20 protein-coding genes and 1 tRNA gene are annotated in these 18449 nt (G+C 60.8%); 10 read left to right on the forward strand and 11 right to left on the reverse strand.

Going from position 1 to position 18449, the window contains the following annotated elements:
* Nucleotides 1-46 precede the first annotated feature (46 nt).
* From secDF to NKI16_RS03425, 3 genes are read left to right on the forward strand one after another with little or no spacing between them, the layout of a single operon-like run.
* Nucleotides 47-2599, forward strand: a complete 2553-nt coding sequence (gene secDF / locus NKI16_RS03415) for a protein translocase subunit SecDF (RefSeq protein ID WP_352568850.1) — start codon at nt 47-49, stop codon at nt 2597-2599.
* A gap of 15 nt (nt 2600-2614) precedes the next feature.
* A complete protein-coding gene (locus NKI16_RS03420; protein ID WP_352622426.1) occupies nt 2615-3004 on the forward strand; it encodes an Mth938-like domain-containing protein in 390 nt (129 codons plus the stop codon).
* A 25-nt stretch (nt 3005-3029) separates the two neighbouring features.
* The gene (locus NKI16_RS03425) at nt 3030-3857 is read left to right on the forward strand and encodes a phytoene/squalene synthase family protein (RefSeq protein WP_023678918.1); all 828 of its coding nucleotides are present in this window, start codon (nt 3030-3032) and stop codon (nt 3855-3857) included.
* Nucleotides 3858-3943: 86 nt separating this feature from the next.
* Here NKI16_RS03425 and NKI16_RS34040 read toward each other — a convergent pair whose 3' ends face one another.
* The 5 genes from NKI16_RS34040 to NKI16_RS03450 all read right to left on the reverse strand — a co-directional run bounded on the left by NKI16_RS34040 (nt 3944) and on the right by NKI16_RS03450 (nt 6740).
* Nucleotides 3944-4075, reverse strand: a complete 132-nt coding sequence (locus tag NKI16_RS34040; RefSeq protein WP_502897552.1) for a hypothetical protein — start codon at nt 4073-4075, stop codon at nt 3944-3946.
* Nucleotides 4076-4258: 183 nt separating this feature from the next.
* Nucleotides 4259-4549, reverse strand: coding sequence for a type II toxin-antitoxin system ParD family antitoxin (locus NKI16_RS03435; RefSeq protein WP_352922249.1), 291 nt, complete (start codon nt 4547-4549; stop codon nt 4259-4261).
* Between the two features lie 70 nt (nt 4550-4619).
* Nucleotides 4620-6029: a methylenetetrahydrofolate--tRNA-(uracil(54)-C(5))-methyltransferase (FADH(2)-oxidizing) TrmFO gene (gene trmFO / locus NKI16_RS03440; RefSeq protein WP_352622422.1), complete on the reverse strand. Its 1410-nt coding sequence runs from the start codon at nt 6027-6029 to the stop codon at nt 4620-4622.
* A gap of 381 nt (nt 6030-6410) precedes the next feature.
* Entirely contained in the window at nt 6411-6551 is a 141-nt protein-coding gene (locus NKI16_RS03445) for a DUF1127 domain-containing protein (protein ID WP_023678914.1), read from the reverse strand.
* Nucleotides 6552-6599: 48 nt separating this feature from the next.
* Nucleotides 6600-6740, reverse strand: a complete 141-nt coding sequence (locus NKI16_RS03450) for a DUF1127 domain-containing protein (protein ID WP_023678913.1) — start codon at nt 6738-6740, stop codon at nt 6600-6602.
* Nucleotides 6741-6962: 222 nt separating this feature from the next.
* On the opposite strand from NKI16_RS03450, the gene NKI16_RS03455 reads away from it, so the two are divergent.
* Entirely contained in the window at nt 6963-8081 is a 1119-nt protein-coding gene (locus tag NKI16_RS03455) for a DUF2157 domain-containing protein (RefSeq protein WP_352622420.1), read from the forward strand.
* Nucleotides 8078-8662, forward strand: coding sequence for a GDYXXLXY domain-containing protein (locus NKI16_RS03460; protein WP_352622418.1), 585 nt, complete (start codon nt 8078-8080; stop codon nt 8660-8662). The genes NKI16_RS03455 and NKI16_RS03460 overlap by 4 nt, the downstream gene beginning before the upstream one ends.
* A 91-nt stretch (nt 8663-8753) precedes the next feature.
* On the opposite strand, the gene NKI16_RS03465 is transcribed toward NKI16_RS03460, so the two are convergent.
* Nucleotides 8754-8838: transfer RNA gene (locus NKI16_RS03465), tRNA-Leu, on the reverse strand.
* 343 nt (nt 8839-9181) lie between these two features.
* Between NKI16_RS03465 and tig the strand changes: the two genes are divergently transcribed.
* The 5 genes from tig (at nt 9182) to NKI16_RS03490 (ending at nt 14113) form a co-directional block, all read left to right on the forward strand.
* The gene (gene tig / locus NKI16_RS03470) at nt 9182-10657 is read left to right on the forward strand and encodes a trigger factor (RefSeq protein ID WP_023678910.1); all 1476 of its coding nucleotides are present in this window, start codon (nt 9182-9184) and stop codon (nt 10655-10657) included.
* Between the two features lie 160 nt (nt 10658-10817).
* Nucleotides 10818-11339 carry a hypothetical protein gene (locus NKI16_RS03475; RefSeq protein WP_023678909.1) on the forward strand — a complete coding sequence of 174 codons (522 nt, stop codon included), beginning with the start codon at nt 10818-10820 and terminating at the stop codon, nt 11337-11339.
* A 212-nt stretch (nt 11340-11551) separates the two neighbouring features.
* The gene (locus tag NKI16_RS03480; RefSeq protein ID WP_502894605.1) at nt 11552-11905 is read left to right on the forward strand and encodes a c-type cytochrome; all 354 of its coding nucleotides are present in this window, start codon (nt 11552-11554) and stop codon (nt 11903-11905) included.
* 146 nt (nt 11906-12051) lie between these two features.
* On the forward strand, nt 12052-12984 hold the full coding sequence (locus tag NKI16_RS03485) for a heme o synthase (protein ID WP_023678907.1): 933 nt from the start codon (nt 12052-12054) through the stop codon (nt 12982-12984).
* A gap of 316 nt (nt 12985-13300) precedes the next feature.
* Nucleotides 13301-14113 (forward strand): DUF2189 domain-containing protein, encoded by an 813-nt coding sequence (locus NKI16_RS03490; RefSeq protein WP_023678906.1) that lies wholly within the window; start codon nt 13301-13303, stop codon nt 14111-14113.
* Between the two features lie 66 nt (nt 14114-14179).
* Here NKI16_RS03490 and NKI16_RS03495 read toward each other — a convergent pair whose 3' ends face one another.
* The 5 genes from NKI16_RS03495 to ctaD all read right to left on the reverse strand — a co-directional run bounded on the left by NKI16_RS03495 (nt 14180) and on the right by ctaD (nt 18419).
* Complete coding sequence (locus tag NKI16_RS03495) at nt 14180-14653, reverse strand: aminoacyl-tRNA deacylase (RefSeq protein WP_023678905.1); 474 nt, start codon at nt 14651-14653, stop codon at nt 14180-14182.
* Between the two features lie 144 nt (nt 14654-14797).
* Complete coding sequence (locus NKI16_RS03500) at nt 14798-15202, reverse strand: cytochrome C oxidase subunit IV family protein (protein ID WP_023678904.1); 405 nt, start codon at nt 15200-15202, stop codon at nt 14798-14800.
* A gap of 10 nt (nt 15203-15212) precedes the next feature.
* Nucleotides 15213-15935, reverse strand: coding sequence for a heme-copper oxidase subunit III family protein (locus tag NKI16_RS03505; protein ID WP_023678903.1), 723 nt, complete (start codon nt 15933-15935; stop codon nt 15213-15215).
* 13 nt (nt 15936-15948) lie between these two features.
* On the reverse strand, nt 15949-16653 hold the full coding sequence (locus NKI16_RS03510) for a cytochrome c oxidase subunit 3 (RefSeq protein WP_023678902.1): 705 nt from the start codon (nt 16651-16653) through the stop codon (nt 15949-15951).
* Nucleotides 16650-18419, reverse strand: coding sequence for a cytochrome c oxidase subunit I (ctaD, locus tag NKI16_RS03515; protein ID WP_023678901.1), 1770 nt, complete (start codon nt 18417-18419; stop codon nt 16650-16652). The genes NKI16_RS03510 and ctaD overlap by 4 nt, the downstream gene beginning before the upstream one ends.
* Nucleotides 18420-18449: the final 30 nt, after the last annotated feature.

Consider the following 18449-nt stretch of genomic DNA (forward strand, 5'->3'; position numbering starts at 1 on the left):
TTGTCGGCGGAACGATCCGCCAGTACGCCCTGACGGACGACGCCATATGCTCTATTTTTCGCGCTTCAAGATGATCCTGATCTGGCTGGCCGTGGCCGCCACAGTGGTCCTCGCTGCGCCCAACCTTTTTTCCGCCAGCACGCTGGCCAAGCTGCCCGACTGGGTGCCGAAGCGGCAGATGACGCTCGGCCTCGACCTGCAGGGCGGCTCGCACATCCTGCTCAGGATGGATCCGAACGATCTGATCAAGGACCAGCTGGAGACGACGCGCGACGAAATTCGAACGCTGCTGCGCAATGCCAAGGTCGGCTATACCGGCCTTTCCGGATCGGGCCGCAGCGTTCAGGTCCGCATCACCGATGCCAATCAGGTCGATGCCGCCAAGAATGCGTTGAAGACATTAACCGATCCGGTGCAAGCTGGCCTGTTCAGCGGCGGCTCCATCCGGGAGATGACGCTGGATGAATCCCAGCCCGGCCTGCTGAAGTTCACCGTCACCGATGCCGGCATCAAATACCGCACCTCGGCGGCGCTGACGCAGTCGATCGAGGTCGTCGGTCGCCGCGTCAACGAGCTCGGCACCACCGAGCCGATCGTGCAAAGGCAGGGCGACGATCGCGTTCTGGTCCAGGTGCCGGGCCTGCAGGATCCGCAGCGGCTGAAGGAGATCCTCGGCCAGACCGCCAAGCTGACCTTCCAGATGGTCGACCAGTCGATGCCGGTGCAGGATGCGCTCAAGGGCCGCCCGCCGGCGGGGTCCTCGGTGCTCTATTCGCAGGACGATCCGCCCGTTCCCTATCTGATCGAGAACCGCGTCATCGTCTCGGGTGAAGACCTCGACAAAGCGAGTGCGACCTATAACTCCCAGACCAACGAGCCGGTGGTTTCGTTCACCTTCAATTCCAGGGGAGCGACGCGGTTCGGCCAGGCGACATCGCAGAATGTCGGCAAGCTGTTCGCCATCATCCTCGACAATCAGGTGATTTCGGCGCCGCAGATCCGCGAACCGATCCTTGGCGGCAGCGGCCAAATCTCGGGCAATTTTACTGCCGAGAGCGCCAACGACCTCGCCGTGCTGCTGCGTGCCGGCGCTTTGCCGGCGACGCTGACTGTGATCGAGGAGCGCACCGTGGGGCCTGGTCTCGGCCAGGATTCCATCCATGCCGGCAAGGTCGCGGGTATCATCGGGTCAATCCTGGTGGTGGCGTTCATGTTCGTCGCCTACGGTTTCCTCGGCTTCCTCGCCAATATCGCGCTGGCGGTGCATGTTGCGATGATCGTCGGGCTGCTGTCGCTGCTTGGAGCGACGCTGACCCTACCTGGTATCGCCGGTATCGTGCTGACCATCGGCATGGCGGTCGATTCGAACGTCCTCATCTATGAACGCATCCGCGAGGAGCGACGTGCCGGCCGCTCGGTCATTCAGGCGATCGATACCGGTTTCAGCAAGGCGCTGGCGACCATCGTCGATTCCAACGTGACCTCGCTGATCGCAACCGTGGTGCTGTTCTGGCTCGGAACCGGGCCGGTGAAGGGCTTTGCCGTCACCTATGCCATCGGCATCCTGACCACGGTCTTCACCGCCTTCACCTTCACCCGCCTGCTGGTGTCGATCTGGCTTCGCCGGGCCCGTCCGAAGGAGTTGCCGCGCGCGCCGGTGACCTTCATTCCGCCGGGAACGAAAATTCCGTTCATGGGCATCCGCCGCTGGACGTTCACACTGTCCAGCGTGCTTTCGGTGCTGTCGGTCATCGGCTTCATGACCATCGACATCAATTACGGCATCGATTTCAAGGGCGGCTCACTGATCGAGGTGCAGGCCAAGACCGGCAATGCTGATCTCGCCGACATCCGCGGCAGGCTGACGGAACTCAACATCGGCGAGGTGCAGGTTCAGCAGTTCGGCGAACCGAACGACGTGCTGATCCGCGTCGGCACGCAGGAGGGCGGCGAGAACGCCGAACAGACCGTCATCGACAAAGTGCGCGGCGAGCTGCAGGACCAGTATGATTTCCGCCGCGTCGAAGTGGTCGGGCCGACGGTCTCGGGCGAGCTTGCCAAGCAAGGCACCATTGCCATGCTGGTCGCGCTGCTCGGCATCCTGATCTATGTCTGGTTCCGCTTCGAATGGCAGTTCGCGGTCGGCGCCATCGTTGCGACCGTTCACGACGTGGTCATGACGATCGGCTTCTTCGTCATCACCGGCCTCGAATTCAACCAGTCGTCGCTGGCGGCGATCCTCACTATCATCGGTTATTCGCTCAACGATACGATCGTCGTCTATGACCGTGTTCGCGAGGATCTGCGAAAATACAAGCGAATGCCGCTGCCGCAATTGCTGAACAACGCCATCAACGAGACGCTGTCGAGGACGACGCTGACCTCGGTGACGACGATCCTGGCGCTGCTGGCGCTGGTGCTGTTCGGCGGCGAGGTGATCCGCTCGTTCACCATGGCCATGCTGTTCGGCGTCGTGTTCGGCACCTATTCGTCGATCTTTATCGCCGCGCCACTGCTTATCCTGTTCAAGCTGCGGCCGCAGGCCACAGCGTCCGATGAGGAAAAGCCGGTGGGCGGCGGCAAAGCCATAGCCACCTGACGGCTTGCCTCAAAAGTGGCCAAGGGCATCGTCATCCGCGAGGCGCATTTCCCCGGCCGCGCACCGATCGAGGCTTACGGCAATGGCGGTTTCCGCTTTGCCGACATGTCGCATCGCGGCTCGCTGCTGTGCCTGCCTTCTGGCATCTATGGCTGGGAGCCGGCCGATCCGTTGGCGCTGACGGCAGCGGATTTCACCAAGCTGTTCAACGAGGCCGCCAAGGTCGAGATCCTGCTGGTCGGCAGCGGCAAGGATCTGAGGCCGTTGCCGACCGCGCTGCGTGCCGCGCTGAAGGACGCCGGCATTTCCGCCGATCCGATGTCGACCGGGGCGGCTGTGCGGACCTACAATGTGCTGCTGGCGGAAAACCGCGCCGTGGCCGCAGCACTCATCGCCGTCGACTGACGTGGCCGAAAACACCAAAGTCGCCATGGAGACGGTGCGCGCCGCCGATCATGACCGCTATCTGACCGCGCTCTACGCGCCCGAAGACAAGCGGGACGCGCTGTTTTCGCTCTATGCCTTCAACGCCGAAATTGCCGGCATACGCGATCGCATCCGCGAAGCGCTGCCGGGCGAGGTGCGGCTGCAATGGTGGCGAGACGTCATCGCCGCCGAAGAGGATCCGACTAAGGTCGGCCATCCCGTGGCGGACGCGCTGAGGGCGACTATTTCCGCTCACCGCCTGCCCAAGGCCGCTTTCGACAATATGCTCGAAGCGCGCATCTTCGATCTCTATGACGACCCGATGCCGTCGCGCACCGACCTCGAAGGCTATTGCGGCGAGACTGCCGCAGCACTCATCCAGCTTGCGGCGATCGTGCTCGATCCGGTCGAAGCACCACGCTTTGCCGAACTTGCCGGCAGGGCAGGTTGTGCGCAGGCGATGACCGGTCTCCTGCTTCTGCTGCCGCTGCATCGCAAGCGGGGACAGTGCTTTGTCCCGGCCGATATTTTGGCGGCGGCGGGATCCTCGCCGCAAGAATTCGTTACGGGCAACGGCGGGCCGGGCGCGGAACGCGCCGTTGCCGCGATGATCGCTCTGGCACGGGAGCATCTTTCCGCCTTCGAGTGGGGAGCGTCCGCTTTACCGGTTTCATTGCGCCCGGCCTTTCTGCCGCTGGCTCTGTCGGGCGCCTATCTCGACAAGATGGAGACTGCCCGCCGCCCGCCTCTCAAGGATATGGCTCGGCTCTCCATCCTGCGCCGGCATTGGCTTTTGTTCCGGCGAGCGACGCGAGGCTGGCCGGCCGCATGAATGCTGATGACCAATGAGGAAGTCCGGGGAGGCCGCCAAGCCTGGACTGCAGGCGGCGAGCATTGCCCCGGCCGAGTAGTTTTTCATCACGATGGATTACTCGATCCGCCATCGCGCATCAGCGTCTCATAATCGCGACCGCCGTAGAAGATGTTGACGATGCGAACAAGATCGTCGCTGACAACATAGGCGATAATAGCCGAGTGCTCGAACGGCACCGTTCGCAACCCTGGTGCAATGTCATCGCGCGGCCGGCCGCCACGCGGTGATTGCCGATGCTTCGGCAGCGATCTTCGATCCGAAGCACGAATTTCAGCGCTATGTCCGGATTTCCGCCGGCCTCGATGATGTGCTTGAAAATGTCAGCCAAATCGTTTCTGGCGGTTTCACGGTAGTCGACCTCAAGCCGCTGAATCATCAGCGCGGCCTGAATACTGAGCAAACAGTCCTCGGAGATGATCGCGCACCTCTTCTCCGGTATAGCCAGGCCTCGTATCCTCGATCGACGCCTTTACACGCGCCCTGATCGAGGCCATGCGCTCGGCATGTTCTTCCTCCTCGTGCTGGAAGGCGCGAAGCGCTGCGCGGATGACTTCGCTGACCGAACCGAAGGAGCCGTCTTCAACCTTTTCGCGGATCATACGCGCCATGGCGGGCGTTACGGTGATTGACAGTTTCTCAGCGGATTCCATGGAATTTGGCCTCGCGATACAAAGTAGGATGTTATCCTACTTCTGCGCCGCGCAATCCGCAAGCAGGGAGCTACTCCGCCGCTTCGGCCTGGGAAGGCAGCCCCAGCCATTCGCGGCAGTCGGCGAGCGCGCGCGACGTCACGGCGTGCCGCTTGGCGACCGTCTTGTCCTTGCCACGCAGCCGCTTGCCTTCGATCTTCGGCGCGTCCACCGGCGGGAACAGGCCGAAATTGACGTTCATCGGCTGGAAGGAGTGCTTTCCCGGCTCGTCGTCGGAGACAATATGGCCACCGGTGATATGGTTGAGCAAGGCGCCGAAGGCGGTGGTCAAGGGCGGCAGCGACGGCGCATGGCCAAGCCTTTCGGCGGCCGCGAAACGTCCGGCAAGCAGGCCGATGGCGGCGCTCTCGACATAGCCCTCGCAGCCGGTGATCTGGCCGGCAAAACGCAAGCCGGGCCGCGATTTCAACTGCAGCGACGCATCGAGCAGCGTCGGCGAATTGATGTAGGTGTTCCGGTGCAGGCCGCCTAGGCGGGCAAATTCGGCGTTTTCCAGCCCGGGGATGGTGCGGAATATGCGCACCTGCTCGGCATGCTTCAGCTTGGTCTGGAAGCCGACCATGTTGTAGAGCGTGCCCAGTGCGTTGTCCTGGCGAAGCTGGACGACGGCATAGGCCTTTACAGACGGATTGTGTGCATTGGTCAGCCCCATCGGCTTCATCGGCCCGTAGCGCAATGTCTCGACGCCGCGCTCGGCCATCACCTCGATCGGCAGGCAGCCGTCGAAATAGGGCGTGCCTTCCCATTGCTTGAATTCGGTTTTCTGGCCGTCGACCAGTGCCTGTACGAAGGCAAGGTACTGCTCCTTGTCCATCGGGCAGTTGATGTAATCCTTGCCGGTGCCGCCGGGGCCGACCTTGTCGTAGCGCGACTGGAACCAGCAGATGTCCATGTCGATCGTGTCGAAATGGACGATCGGGGCGATGGCGTCGAAAAAGGCGAGCGCGTCGGCGCCGGTTGCGTCCGCAATCGACTGGGCGAGCGACGGCGCCGTCAGCGGGCCGGTGGCAACGATCGCCTGGTCCCAGTCCGCCGGCGGCAGGCCGGTCACTTCCTCGCGTCGGATGGTGATGAGCGGGTGGGCTTCGAGCTTCTTGGTGACCGCTTCGGAAAATCCGTCGCGGTCGACGGCGAGCGCACCGCCGGCCGGCACTTGGTGCGCATCGCCGGCGCTCATGATCAGTGAACCGGCCAGCCGCATTTCGGCGTGCAGCAGGCCGACGGCATTGGTTTGCGCATCGTCGGAACGGAAGGAGTTGGAACAGACGAGCTCGGCCAGCCCGTCGGTCTTGTGCGCATCGGTGCCGCGGACGGGACGCATTTCATGCAGGACAACGGAAACGCCGGCTTCGGCCGCCTGCCAGGCGGCTTCGGAGCCGGCAAGTCCGCCGCCGATAACGTGAATGGGGTTCTTGTCCATGAGCGCCGAAATAGTCGCTTGGCGCAAGGATTGCAATTGCCAGGGATCGCACCGCAAGTGGGCTGCCTAGGAAAGACCGCCCAAAACAACAACACCCGCCGAGGGAGGAGATCCGGCGGGTGTCGTTTTGTTGGTCGATCCTCGGGAGGAGGTGAAGATCGACCGTATTCGCCATCGCCGGGGAGGAGGTCGGCTTTGACGAAATTCCTTTCGCCATTTGAAAGGGCGCGAAACCCTTTTTAGAAACAACTTAGAAACAGCGCCCGCCGGGGGAGGAGGTCCGGCGGGCGCCGTTTTTGTGGTCAACCCTCGGGAGGAGGTGAAGGCTGACCGTATCCGTCAGGGTCGGGGAGGAGGTCGACCCTGGCGAAATTCTTGTGGTTAGATCGCCCTGCGAGCGACCATCTTGATCTCGTCGCGGACGATGCCGAGATCGTTGAGCTGGCGATTCGACAGGCGACCCAGCTCGGTAACCGTCTCGCGGTAGACGCGCCAGTTACGATAGTTGCGGATCAGGTTCATTGTCGTTCTCTTTTCAAAACTGGTTCGGACCATTTGCGGCCCGAAGGATTAGACCGCCTTGCGGGCGACGTAGTGAATGTCGCTGCGGCTGATGCCGAGGTCGGTCAGTTCACGGGTGCTCAGGCGGTTCAGCTCGGACACGGTGTCCCTATAGCGGCGCCAGTTGCGATAGTTGCGGATCAGGTTCATGGTAGTCTCGTTTCGTCTTTCTTTCGGATCATTCCGTCTTTGTGTGCACCGTGAAAATAGGTGGGGTCATATCGATTTAAAAGCGCTATTGGTGCATGGCAGCAATGCAAATTGTGCAATGCAGCATTAACGCGCGTCCGGTTTTCCGCCCAGATCGGAAAATGCCGTTAGGTCAAACGTTTGGCCGGACGAGCTAAAAGGACCAAGCAAAGGGGGAGGGGCATGGCGAGCTATTCGTCACGGGTCAGGTCGGATATCGCGCGATGGCAGCAGGCTGGCCTGATCGACGCGCCGACAGCCGATACGCTGATACGCGACGTCGAGGCAAACGAACGCAAATCGCTGAGTTTCGGCTCGATCCTGGCGATGATGGCGGCGCTGCTGTTCGGCGCGGCTATCCTGATCTTTATCGCCGCCAACTGGGAAGTCATCCCGCGGCTGGTGCGGGTCGCGGCACTTTTTGCCGTTATCCTTGCCGGCTATGTCGGCGGCGCGGTGCTGAAGATGCGCGACCATGCGGCGATCAGCGAAGCACTGTGGATCGTCGCGGCGGCGGCATTCGGCGGTTCGATCGCGCTGATCGGCCAGATGTATCATTTGTCGGGCGACGAGGCCTCGGCCTTGATCACCTGGGGCGCCGGCACGGCGCTGGCGGCGGTGGCGCTGCGCTCAAACCCGCTGACCGTCGCTGCCGTCGGCATCGCCGATGCCTGGCTGTTCCTGAGAGGGTTCGACTACTTCCGGCGCACGGAATTTCCGCATCTCTTCGTGGTCATGGCGCTAATTCTGTTCGCCGTTTCGTTCTGGACGCGCAGCCAGGCGGCGCGCCACCTGATCATCCTGTCGGTCCTTTTCTACCTCGTGCTGTTGGCCATGGAATACGACACGCTGCAAGTCGCCATCCCGCTCGTTGCCGCGTCGGTGCTGCTTTTTACCGCTGCGATCTTTGCTGCCGGGCCGGTCGAGAGGGTTTTGCAACTCGGCGGCAGGTTGCCCTTGCACGCGCTGATCGGCTTTCTCACCGGCCTGGCGATGATCCAATTCGAACTGGCGGATGAAAGCAGCTACAATAGCGGCTTCGCCATTGCCTCGGCTGTTGCGCTGGCCGGCATCGTCGCGGCGATCGTGCTGGGCGGCCGCGAGAGCCGGGGACTGCGCTGGGTTGCCTATGCGGGCTTCGCCTTCGAACTCGCCATCATCTATGTGGTGATGCTGCAATCAATGCTCGACACGGCAGGCTTCTTCCTTGCGGCGGCGGTGCTTCTCGCCGTTCTTGCTTTCATTATCATCCGCATAGAAAAGCGCATGAACGCCTCGAACATGACAGGAGCGGCGGCATGATGACCGGCAAAAGACTGATCATCTCGGCGCTGGTCCTGGCGCTCGTCCAGATCGGCTTTCTGAGCTGGATCATCGCCGGACGCGAGGCGATCCTGCGCGATGGCAAGCAGGTCCTGCTCAGGGTCGAGCCGATCGATCCGCGCGATCTCTTGCGCGGTGACTACATTCTGCTCGGCTACGATATTTCGCGCATACCGGTGAAGCTGATCGGCAACATTCCGGCCGGCAAGCTTTCCAGCGAGGAAACGTCGATCGTGGTCAGGCTGAAGCAGGGCGCCGACGGCTATTGGGGGCCGACCGCGGCTTGGTTCGGGCAAGCGCCGGCGCCGGCAGCATCCGATGAAGCCGATATCGTCGGACACGTCTCCGAGGGCTGGAATATCAGCCAGGGAGCAACGACGATCGCGCCGGATTACGGCATCGAGCGCTTCTATCTGCCGGAAGGCGAGGGGATGGCGATCCAGAACGACATGCGGGTGCGGCCGTTCGGCATCCGGGTGGCGATTGCGGCCAACGGCACCGCGCAGATCAAGGCGCTGGTGGACGGCGACAAGACACTGTTCGAGGAGCCGCTTTACTAGATCGCGCTACGGCCTTGGCAATGATCCTCCTTCGCCAAGGCTTTGGAGGAGCTTCGAGTGGCCTGCCACCCGAAGCTCGAAGAGCGAAGGATGGTGCGGATGAAGGGACTCGAACCCCCACGCCTTTCGGCACTGGAACCTAAATCCAGGGCGTCTACCAATTCCGCCACATCCGCATTGCCCGGCCAATCCCATGTAGCCATCATTCTGTCAATGTCAGAGCCCACATCGGCATCCTTGGCCGGAATGCAAAGATGGTTGAAAATCGGCCGCGCCTGTGACAAAAGGCGTGTCGAATGTGACGGGACGCGACGATCCGCTTCTGCAGAATGTGATAAGAAGTAGGAAAAACAAAGACTTATTCACATTTTGGAGCGTATTTCTGGAGGATTTGTGCCGCGTTGAGCGGACAGATCGCCAAGTCCCGCACCAAAAGCCATTCCCGGCAAGATCATACCGGCAGGCTGTAAACGGCAGGGGCCGTTTGACGGCCTCATTGGTGGAAACAAAGGTTTTATGATGCAGGTCACCGAAACGCTCAACTCCGGTCTCAAGCGCGAGATCAAGATCACCGTGCCGGCCGGTGACATGGAAGCCAAGCTGATGGCGCGGCTCTCCGACGCCAGGAACAAGGTCCGCATCAACGGCTTCCGCCCCGGCAAGGTGCCGGTGCAGCATCTGCGCAAGGTCTACGGCAAATCATTCATGGCCGAAGTGGTCAACGAGATTCTCAATGATTCGACCCGTTCGATCATCACCGGGCGCGGCGAAAAGGCCGCCATGCAGCCTGAAGTGATCATGACCGAGGACGAGAAGGAAGCCGAGAAGATCCTGGCAGGCGGTGCCGATTTCGAGTTCCGCCTGAACTATGAGGTCATTCCGCCGATCGAGATCAAGGATTTCTCCGACATCAAGGTGACGCGCCAGGTGTTCGACGTGCCGGATGAAGAGATCGACGAGCAGGTCAAGCGTGTCGCTGAATCCGCCCGCACTTACGAGCCGAAGACCGGCAAGGCCGCCGAGGGCGATCGCGTGACCATCGATTATGTCGGCAAGATCGACGGCGAAGCCTTCGGCGGCGGCGCCGGCACCGATCAGCCGCTGGTGCTCGGCTCGAAGGAATTCATCCCCGGCTTCGAGGACCAGCTGGTCGGCAGCAAGGCCGGCGACGAGAAGCAGGTCACGGTTACCTTCCCGGAAAACTACCAGGCGGCGCATCTGGCCGGCAAGGAAGCCACTTTTGACGTGACGATCAAGGAAGTGTCGAAGCCCGGTGCGCTTGAGATCAACGACGAGATGGCCAAAAATCTCGGCCTTGAATCGCTGGAGCGCCTGCGCGAGGTGGTGCGCGGTCAGATCGAGAACCAGTTCGGCTCGATAACGCGCCAGAAAGTCAAGCGGCAGTTGCTCGACCAGCTCGACGCTGCTTACTCGTTCGAGGCGCCGTCCAAGCTCGTCGAGGCCGAGTTCAACAACATCTGGAACCAGGTCAACCGCGACCTCGAAGCTGCTGGGCGCACCTTTGCCGACGAAGAGACGACGGAAGAAGAAGCGCGTGCCGAATACATGCGGCTTGCCGAGCGCCGCGTGCGTCTCGGCCTGGTTCTCGCCGAAATCGGCGAGAAGGCCGGCGTCACCGTGACGGACGAGGAATTGCAGCGCGGCCTGTTCGAGCAGGTGCGTCGCTATCCGGCCAACCAGCAGCAGGAAGCCTTCGAATTCTATCGCAATAATCCCGAAGCGCTGAACACGTTGCGCGCGCCGATGTTCGAAGAGAAGGTGGTTGACCATCTGCTCGGCCAGATTTCGGTCACCGATGTCAAGGTCAGCAAGGAAGAGCTGCTGGCCGACGACGAGGATACGGAGACAACCAAGGCCAAGCCGGCGAAGAAGGCGGCTGCGAAAAAAGCGGACACCAAGAAGGCCGACGACGACGCTGAAGAGCCGAAGAAAAAGGCCGCGCCGAAGAAGAAGGCCGCCAAGGACGCTGAATAACGTCCCTGCTGAATTCCGAAAGGCCGCCTTCTCGAGGCGGCCTTTTTCGTTGTGGCGCAGACGCAACGGATTTCACGCATCTGGCGGTCGAGGTAGCGATATGAAGCTTTGATGATTATCTGCGCTGGGTTGCTGACCGCAGCGGTTGTTGGAGGCATCGTTGAGACAGTTCTTCGGTATCGGAAGCGTGGCGGCGGCGTTCCTGCTTGCGTCGGTCTGCGGCATTGCCCAGGCTGATACGGTTCTCGACAACTGGCGGTTCGACAAGAGCAGCGATGGCCTTGTCACCGCCTCGCTTTACGCGACCAACAAGCTCATCACCGGTGGCGGCGCATTGAGCTACAGCCCGGTTTTGACGATCGCCTGCCGGACAGCCGGCGAACCGCGTTGGAGCGAATGGCTGCAACTGAGCGACACCGTTTCCGCCAGCCGAACCATCGCCATGTCGGTGACTGTCGGCCAATCCGGCAAGCTCAACGAAAGCTGGTCGGTCGGCCCGCGCAGCAGAATGCTGGTCCGCGACGGTGCCGACGGCATCAGGCGACTGATTTCCGCGGACCGGCTGCTGCTGTCCTGGCGGTTCGGGCTGCTGTCGGGGCGCGGCAAAGCCGAGTTTGACCTCACCGGAGTTGAAGAGGCGATCGGCCGGATCGCCGCCAGCTGCAACACCAAATTGCCTTGAGCAGATTGTCCGCATTAAACCTTTGCATGGCCGAACTCTACCTGCCGGCCGGGTTCTGTGGTATGTAGGTGCCGCAACCCCAGGCATTGGATATCCGTTCTGCCATTCAAGAGCGCATGCCAGCGGACTAAATGTCGGCCTGTGCAGGTCAGCCAGGGCAAATTGGCGATCAGGGAGGAAATGCCATGCGTGCCATTGTGTTTTTTATCATCATGTCCGTCGCCACCGTCATTGCCGGCCCCTCGCGGGCACAGGATGCCGCGGCGGGTGAGAAGGTCTTCGCCAAATGCAAGGTCTGCCATATCGCGGACAAGGATCAGAACAAGATCGGTCCGTCCTTGAACGGCGTCATCGGCCGAACGGCCGGCACGCATCCAGGGTTCAGCTATTCCAAGGCTATGACCGAGGCCGGAAAATCCGGCGTTAAATGGGACGAAGCCACGCTGACGACCTACCTTCGCGATCCCAAGGCGATGGTCAAAGGAACCAAGATGGCGTTTGTCGGCCTCAAGAAAGACGAGGACATCGCCAACGTCATTGCTTATCTGAAGCAATTCTCCAAATAGCCCGGCTCTTCCGCCGGATCTTGGCATAGCAAACAGGTCGAGGCATAGCCTCGGCCGCAATCTGCCGGCAGTGTCGGTGGGAGGGCGGCTCGTTGCAAAAAAGACATTGGCCGGCTAGGCTGCCATTCCCATCGGTGGTCGTCTGAATGTCGACTGAAGAAAGCCGTCTCAAGGATACCGGCATCCGCCTCTCGGAGGCGACGGCGGGTGATTTCTTTGCGCTTTTGAAGCCACGCGTCATGGCGCTTGCCGTGTTTACTGCCTTCGTCGGCCTGATGATGGCGCCCGGCGTGATGAATCCAGTTATCGCCGTAATTGCCATCGGCGCAATCGCGGTTGGAGCGGGAGCCGCCGGCGCGCTCAATATGTGGTACGACGCAGACATAGACGCCTTGATGTCTCGCACGTCCAAGCGACCAATTCCGTCCGGTCGCGTCACGCCTGGCGAAGCTCTCAGCTTCGGTCTGGTGCTTTCCGCACTGTCGGTCATGACGCTCGGCGTGCTGGTGGGGTGGCTCGCCGCATCGTTGTTGGCGTTCACCATCTTTTTCTATGTTGTTATCTACACGATGTGGCTGAAGCGCTCGACGCCACAGAATATCGTCATAGGCGGCGCGGCAGGCGCCCTTCCTCCGGTGATCGGGTGGGCTGCTGCAACCGGCGCAATCGGCATTGAAAGTCTCATCCTGTTTCTGATCATTTTCCTCTGGACGCCGCCTCATTTCTGGGCGCTGGCCCTTTTCAAGGTCGGTGACTATGCCGCGGCGGGGGTCCCGATGATGCCGAATGTGGCCGGCCAGCACTCGACCAGAAAACAAATCTTCGCCTATTCGCTGCTCTTGGCGCCAATCGGCGTGCTTCCTTGGGGCTTCGGCTTCGCGAGCGGATATTACGGCACTGTTTCAGCCGCGTTGGGTGCAGGTTTCATTTGGCAGGCCTGGAAGGTTCTCGTCGCCGACAAGGAGATGAAGCCGGCAAAGGCACTGTTTGCGTATTCGATTGTCTATCTTTTCGCAATATTTGCGGCGTTGCTTGCCGACACCATTGTAATGCGAGTGATCGCTTCAGCCGACTATTGACCCCGGCTCAAAACATCACGTTGGCAGAGCACAAAATCCCAGCAACAGCAGAATAATGACGCCAAGGCCGAGTATGAGAACTGTCCTTCCGTCCATGACCTTCACCTTCGACTAGAAGAGCATATCGAAGAACGGCGTCCGTAGCTAGTCAGGCTACCCGGGAGCTCCTACTCCCGGGCCTTCCTACAAAGCGCGACAAGTCCCCCGCATGAGAGTATATTGATCATGGTGCAGGTCGCGGTTTGCGTGGGCCAATCATGCAGAACGGCAGCACCGTAAAACGCGACCTTACCGGACCTGGTCTGGAGGAATGGTCATGGCAAGCTTTCACGTGATAGCAGGCGCCAGCGAGACGCTGGAACACACCAGAATTCGAAAAATCGGTGTCTCCGATCTTTTTGATGCGCTCAGGCGTGGCGTCGATGATTTCATGGTCAAACCGTCGCACATCGTTTTTCTCTGCCTGATCTATCCGATTGCGGGAGTCGTGCTTGCTGTCTGGACATCAGGTAACAACACGCTGCCATTGCTGTTTCCGCTTGTATCCGGCTTTGCACTGATTGGTCCGTTCGCGGCGATCGGCCTCTATGAGATCAGCCGGCGACGGGAAGCCGGGCTCGACGCCTCGTGGAGGCACGCCTTTGAAGTCAGGAGTTCTCCGGCACTGCCGGCTATTGCAGCGGTCGGCGTCATGCTGCTTGCGATCTTTATCGCCTGGCTTTTGACGGCCCAGATATTCTACCAGACCCTGTTCGGCCCGGCGCCGCCGCAATCGCTGTCCAGCTTCATCAGTGAAATATTCGCCACGGGACGCGGCTGGACGCTCATCATCCTGGGTCACGCCATCGGCTTCGTGTTCGCCGCGGTTGTGTTGTGCACCACGGTCGTCGCATTCCCGTTGTTGCTCGACCGCGATGTCGGCGCCTACGAAGCCATCCACACCTCGGTGCGCGTTGTCCTGGCCAACCCGATCGTGATGGCCGTGTGGGGCCTTATCGTCGCCGTCGCCCTGATCGTCGGCTCGCTGCCAGTGTTCGCCGGGTTGGCAGTCGTGCTGCCGATCCTTGGTCATGCGACCTGGCATGTCTATCGGAAAGTTGTGGAATCGCCGCCGGCCACCAGACCGTGAGCTGAAAAAAACCTGCCCTGCGCGCACCGGTGAAAGTGCCGGTGCGGGCAGGGTGGGGCAGAGCTTTCAATAGGCCGGGTGGCTGAAACGGGCCTGGCGCGCGTCCTTTGTCAGGTCGCGGAAATCCTTGCCGCTCACATGCACCAGCGTCCTATGGTCACCGCCCTCGAAATAGACTTCGGGAGCGTCGCCGAGGCTTTCATCGAGGACCACTGGCACATCATAGGCAGCGCCGATCGGCGGCACAGCGCCGACATCGCAATCGCCGAACAACGAGACCACCTCGTCTTCGGAGGCAAGTCCAAGAGGCTTGTCCATGACATCCTGCAATGTCGCGAGTTCTATCCTGTGCGTGCTTGGAACCACGGCGAGCGCGTAGCCACGGTCGTGGTGAACGACCACCGATTTGGCCATTATGCTGCCAGGCACATGTGCCGCAATGGCGGATTGTCTGCTTGTCGCCGTGCGGTGATGCTCGACGGTGTCGTAGGAAATTCCTTTTCTGTCGATGAAGTCCTTCAGTCTGTTTGCGATGGTCATCTTGGGCGCCCCTTGCTGGTGTTCGCGACGCATGTGGAAACGCCGGCATTGCCTGTCGTTTCCGATACCAACAGAAATGGACCAGCCGTGGATTGTTTCAAGGCGAAGGCTCCAGGACCGGACCGCCTGGATCCGGATTGCATGTCAGGGCCCGGCCCCGAAAAACGCCATTCGGGTGAGAAGCGTGTAGTCCGCTTCGAAGACCATCATCGTCACGAACACCAGCACCAGCACCGGCGGCAGGATGATTGCATATGTCAGCGCCAGCCGTTCCCAGGCCATGTGCATGAAGATGGCGACGATCAGCCCTGCCTTGAGGATCATGAAGATCAGGATCAGCGACCATCTGAGATAGCCGTGGAGACCGAAATAGTCGACCAGATAGGAGCAGGTGCTGAGGATGAACAACCAGGCCCAGACCACCAGATAGAGCTTGATCGGGTGCTCTTGATGAACCTCCGCCGGGGTAAACCCGGTCGTCGTCGCATCATGGGTACGGGCGCTGTCCAGCGCATGCTGTCCCAGGCCGTTTGCGGTTGCTTCAGCCATGTCCTGCCTCTCACCAAAGATAGAAAAATGCGAAAATGAACACCCAGACCAGGTCGACGAAATGCCAGTAAAGCCCCATGATTTCGACGTTCTCGTAGCGGCCCCTCCGGCTGGTGAAGAAGCCGGGCCGTCCGACGTCGTAGTCTCCGCGCCAGACCTTTCGCGCCACGATGATCAGGAAGATCACCCCGATCGTCACGTGCGTGCCGTGAAAGCCGGTAATCATGAAAAAGGATGCGCCGAACTGGGCAGCGCCCCAAGGATTGCCCCAAGGCCGCACGCCCTCGGTGATCAGCTTGGTCCATTCGAAGGCCTGCATGCCGACGAAGGTCGCGCCGAGTGCTGCGGTCAAGAGCATCAGCACTGCCGTCTTGCGGCGGTCGCGGCGGTAGCCGAAATTGACCGCCATGGCCATCGTTCCGCTGCTCGAGATCAGCACGAAGGTCATGATGGCGATAAGGATCAGTGGAATGTCGGAGCCGCCGATGCGCAGGGCGAAGACCTCGCTCGGATTGGGCCACGGCACGCGTGTTGAGATACGCGCGGTCATGTAGGAGAGCAGGAAGCAGCCGAAGATGAACGTGTCGCTGAGCAGGAAGATCCACATCATGGCCTTGCCCCAGGACACGTTTTTGAACGCCCGCTGATCCGAGGACCAGTCGGCGGCGATGCCTTGCCAGCCTGCGGGCCGCGGCTCTGTTCGGCCGATGTGGGCCAGTGTCGTCTCTGCCATCCGCCCGTTCCTCCTAGGTCAGCAACCCTCGGCAAATGTCGATTAAAGTCGAAGCCCAGCCGGCCAGAAGCGCAAAGATGGCGAGCCAGACGAAAAGCAGGAAATGCCAGTACATGGCGCACAGCTCGACACTGAGGCGAAGCCGCTGCGGCTGCGCTCCGTTCCAGGCGCCGACGCTCGTTCTGCCCAGCCCGACCAGTCCTCCCAGTATATGCAGGCCATGCATTCCCGTTAGCAGGTAGAAGAAGCTGTTGGCCGGATTGGATGCCAGAAAATAGCCGTCCGCACTCAGTTCCCGCCATGCCACAAGCTGTCCAATCAGGAAGACGAGCGCCGTGAGTCCAGCGGTGGCGAGGCCAAGCCTGACCATGTCCACTTGACCCTTGCGCGCCGCGAGCGAAGCGCACTGTATCGCAATGCTGCTCAAGACCAGTACGCCGGTGTTAAGCCAGAGCAGGGGCGGGATGGGCAGCGGCCGCCAATCCGACAGCGCCATGCGCATGAAGTAAGCACTGGTGAACAGCGCGAACAGGCAGCCGACGACGGCAAGGAAGACGCCGAGACCGATCTTTGCGGTCGGCAGCGCCGATCGGTCCAGAGCGACAAAATCCCCGATCATACCTTGCTCGAGCCACGGTTTCGTCATTAGCCGCTGATGGGAAAGCCACCACCCGGCAATACCGGCGATCACGAGCAGGAAGACCAGGATTACGCTCATGCCGGCTCCCTGGAGGGCGCGAAGGAGCCCGGAACGTTTTGCGGTATGAAGTCCTCCTTGGCTCCCGGTACGCTGTAGTCATAGGCCCAGCGATAGACGATCGGCAGATCCTTGCCGAAATTGCCGTGGGCGGGCGGTGTTTCGGGCGTCTGCCACTCGAGCGTCGTTGCCCGCCACGGATTGCCGCCAGCCTCACGGCCATGGCGGATGCTCCAGATGAGATTGAACAGAAACACAATCTGAGCAAAACCGACTATAAAAGCCATGATGCTGATAAACGAGTTCAGGTGATGGGCCGATTCCGTCATGATCGTCATGTCGGTCAATTCGTTGTACCGCCGCGGCACGCCCATCAAGCCGAGATAGTGCATGGGAAAGAAGATCAGATAGGCGCCGAGGAAGGTGACCCAGAAATGGAACCGGCCCAGTGTCTCGTTCAGCATCCGGCCGGTGACCTTCGGATACCAGTGATAGATCGCGCCGAAGATTACGATGATCGGGGCAACCCCCATGACCATATGGAAATGGGCGACGACGAACATCGTGTCCGACAGCGGAACGTCGACGACGACATTGCCAAGAAATAGCCCAGTCAACCCGCCATTGACGAAGGTGACGATGAAGGCCAAGGCAAAAAGCATCGGTATGGTGAGGTGGATGTCGCCGCGCCACAGCGTCAGCACCCAATTGTAGACCTTGATGGCTGTTGGGACGGCGATGATCAATGTCGTTGTGGCGAAGAAAAAGCCGAAATAGGGATGCATGCCACTGACATACATGTGGTGCGCCCAGACCACGAAGCTCAGCGCGCCGATGCCGACGATGGCCCAGACCATCATGCGGTAGCCGAAGATGTTCTTGCGCGCGTGGGTGCTGATCAGGTCGGATACGATGCCGAAGGCCGGAAGCGCCACGATGTAGACCTCCGGATGGCCGAAGAACCAGAACAGATGCTGGAACAGGATCGGGCTGCCGCCGCCGTGCTGCAACTGTTCGCCCATCTCGACGATCGCCGGCATGAAGAAGCTGGTGCCGAGCGCCCGGTCGAGCAGCATCATCACGCAGGCGACGAACAGCGCCGGGAAGGCGAGCAGCGCCATGATGGTGGCGGTGAAAATACCCCAGACAGTAAGCGGAAGGCGCATCAGCGTCATGCCGCGCGTGCGCCCCTGCAGCACCGTCACGACATAGTTCAAGCCGCCCATGGTAAAGCCGACGATGAACAGGATCAGCGAGACAAGCATCAGGATGATGCCCCAGTCCTGGCCGCCTGGCGTACCGGTCATGATCGCCTGCGGCGGATAGAGCGTCCAGCCGGCACCCGTCGGTCCGCCGGGCGCAAAGAAGCTCGACACCAGGACCAGCACGGCGAGCAGATAGATCCAGTAGCTCAGCATGTTGACATAGGGAAAGACCATGTCGCGAGCACCAACCATCAACGGGATCAGATAGTTGCCGAAGCCGCCCAGGAAGAGTGCCGTGAGCAGGTAGATCACCATGATCATGCCGTGCATGGTGATGAACTGGTAGTAGGCTTCCGGGGTGATGAAGTCGAATGTGCCGGGGAAGCCGAGTTGCAGCCGCATCAGCCAGGATAGCACCAGCGCGACCATGCCGATCGCTGTCGCCGTCGCCGAATACTGGATGGCGATGACCTTGGCGTCCTGCGAGAAAACGTATTTCGTCCACCAGCTGTGCGGATGGTAGAGTTCCATTTCCGCGACTTCGGCCGGCGGTACCGCATCTGCAGGTGTGATATCGACCATAGGAACACCTCCGTGCCCTTTTCGGCCAGC

This window comes from Mesorhizobium sp. M0698 (assembly GCF_040320455.1).
GTDB lineage: Bacteria > Pseudomonadota > Alphaproteobacteria > Rhizobiales > Rhizobiaceae > Mesorhizobium.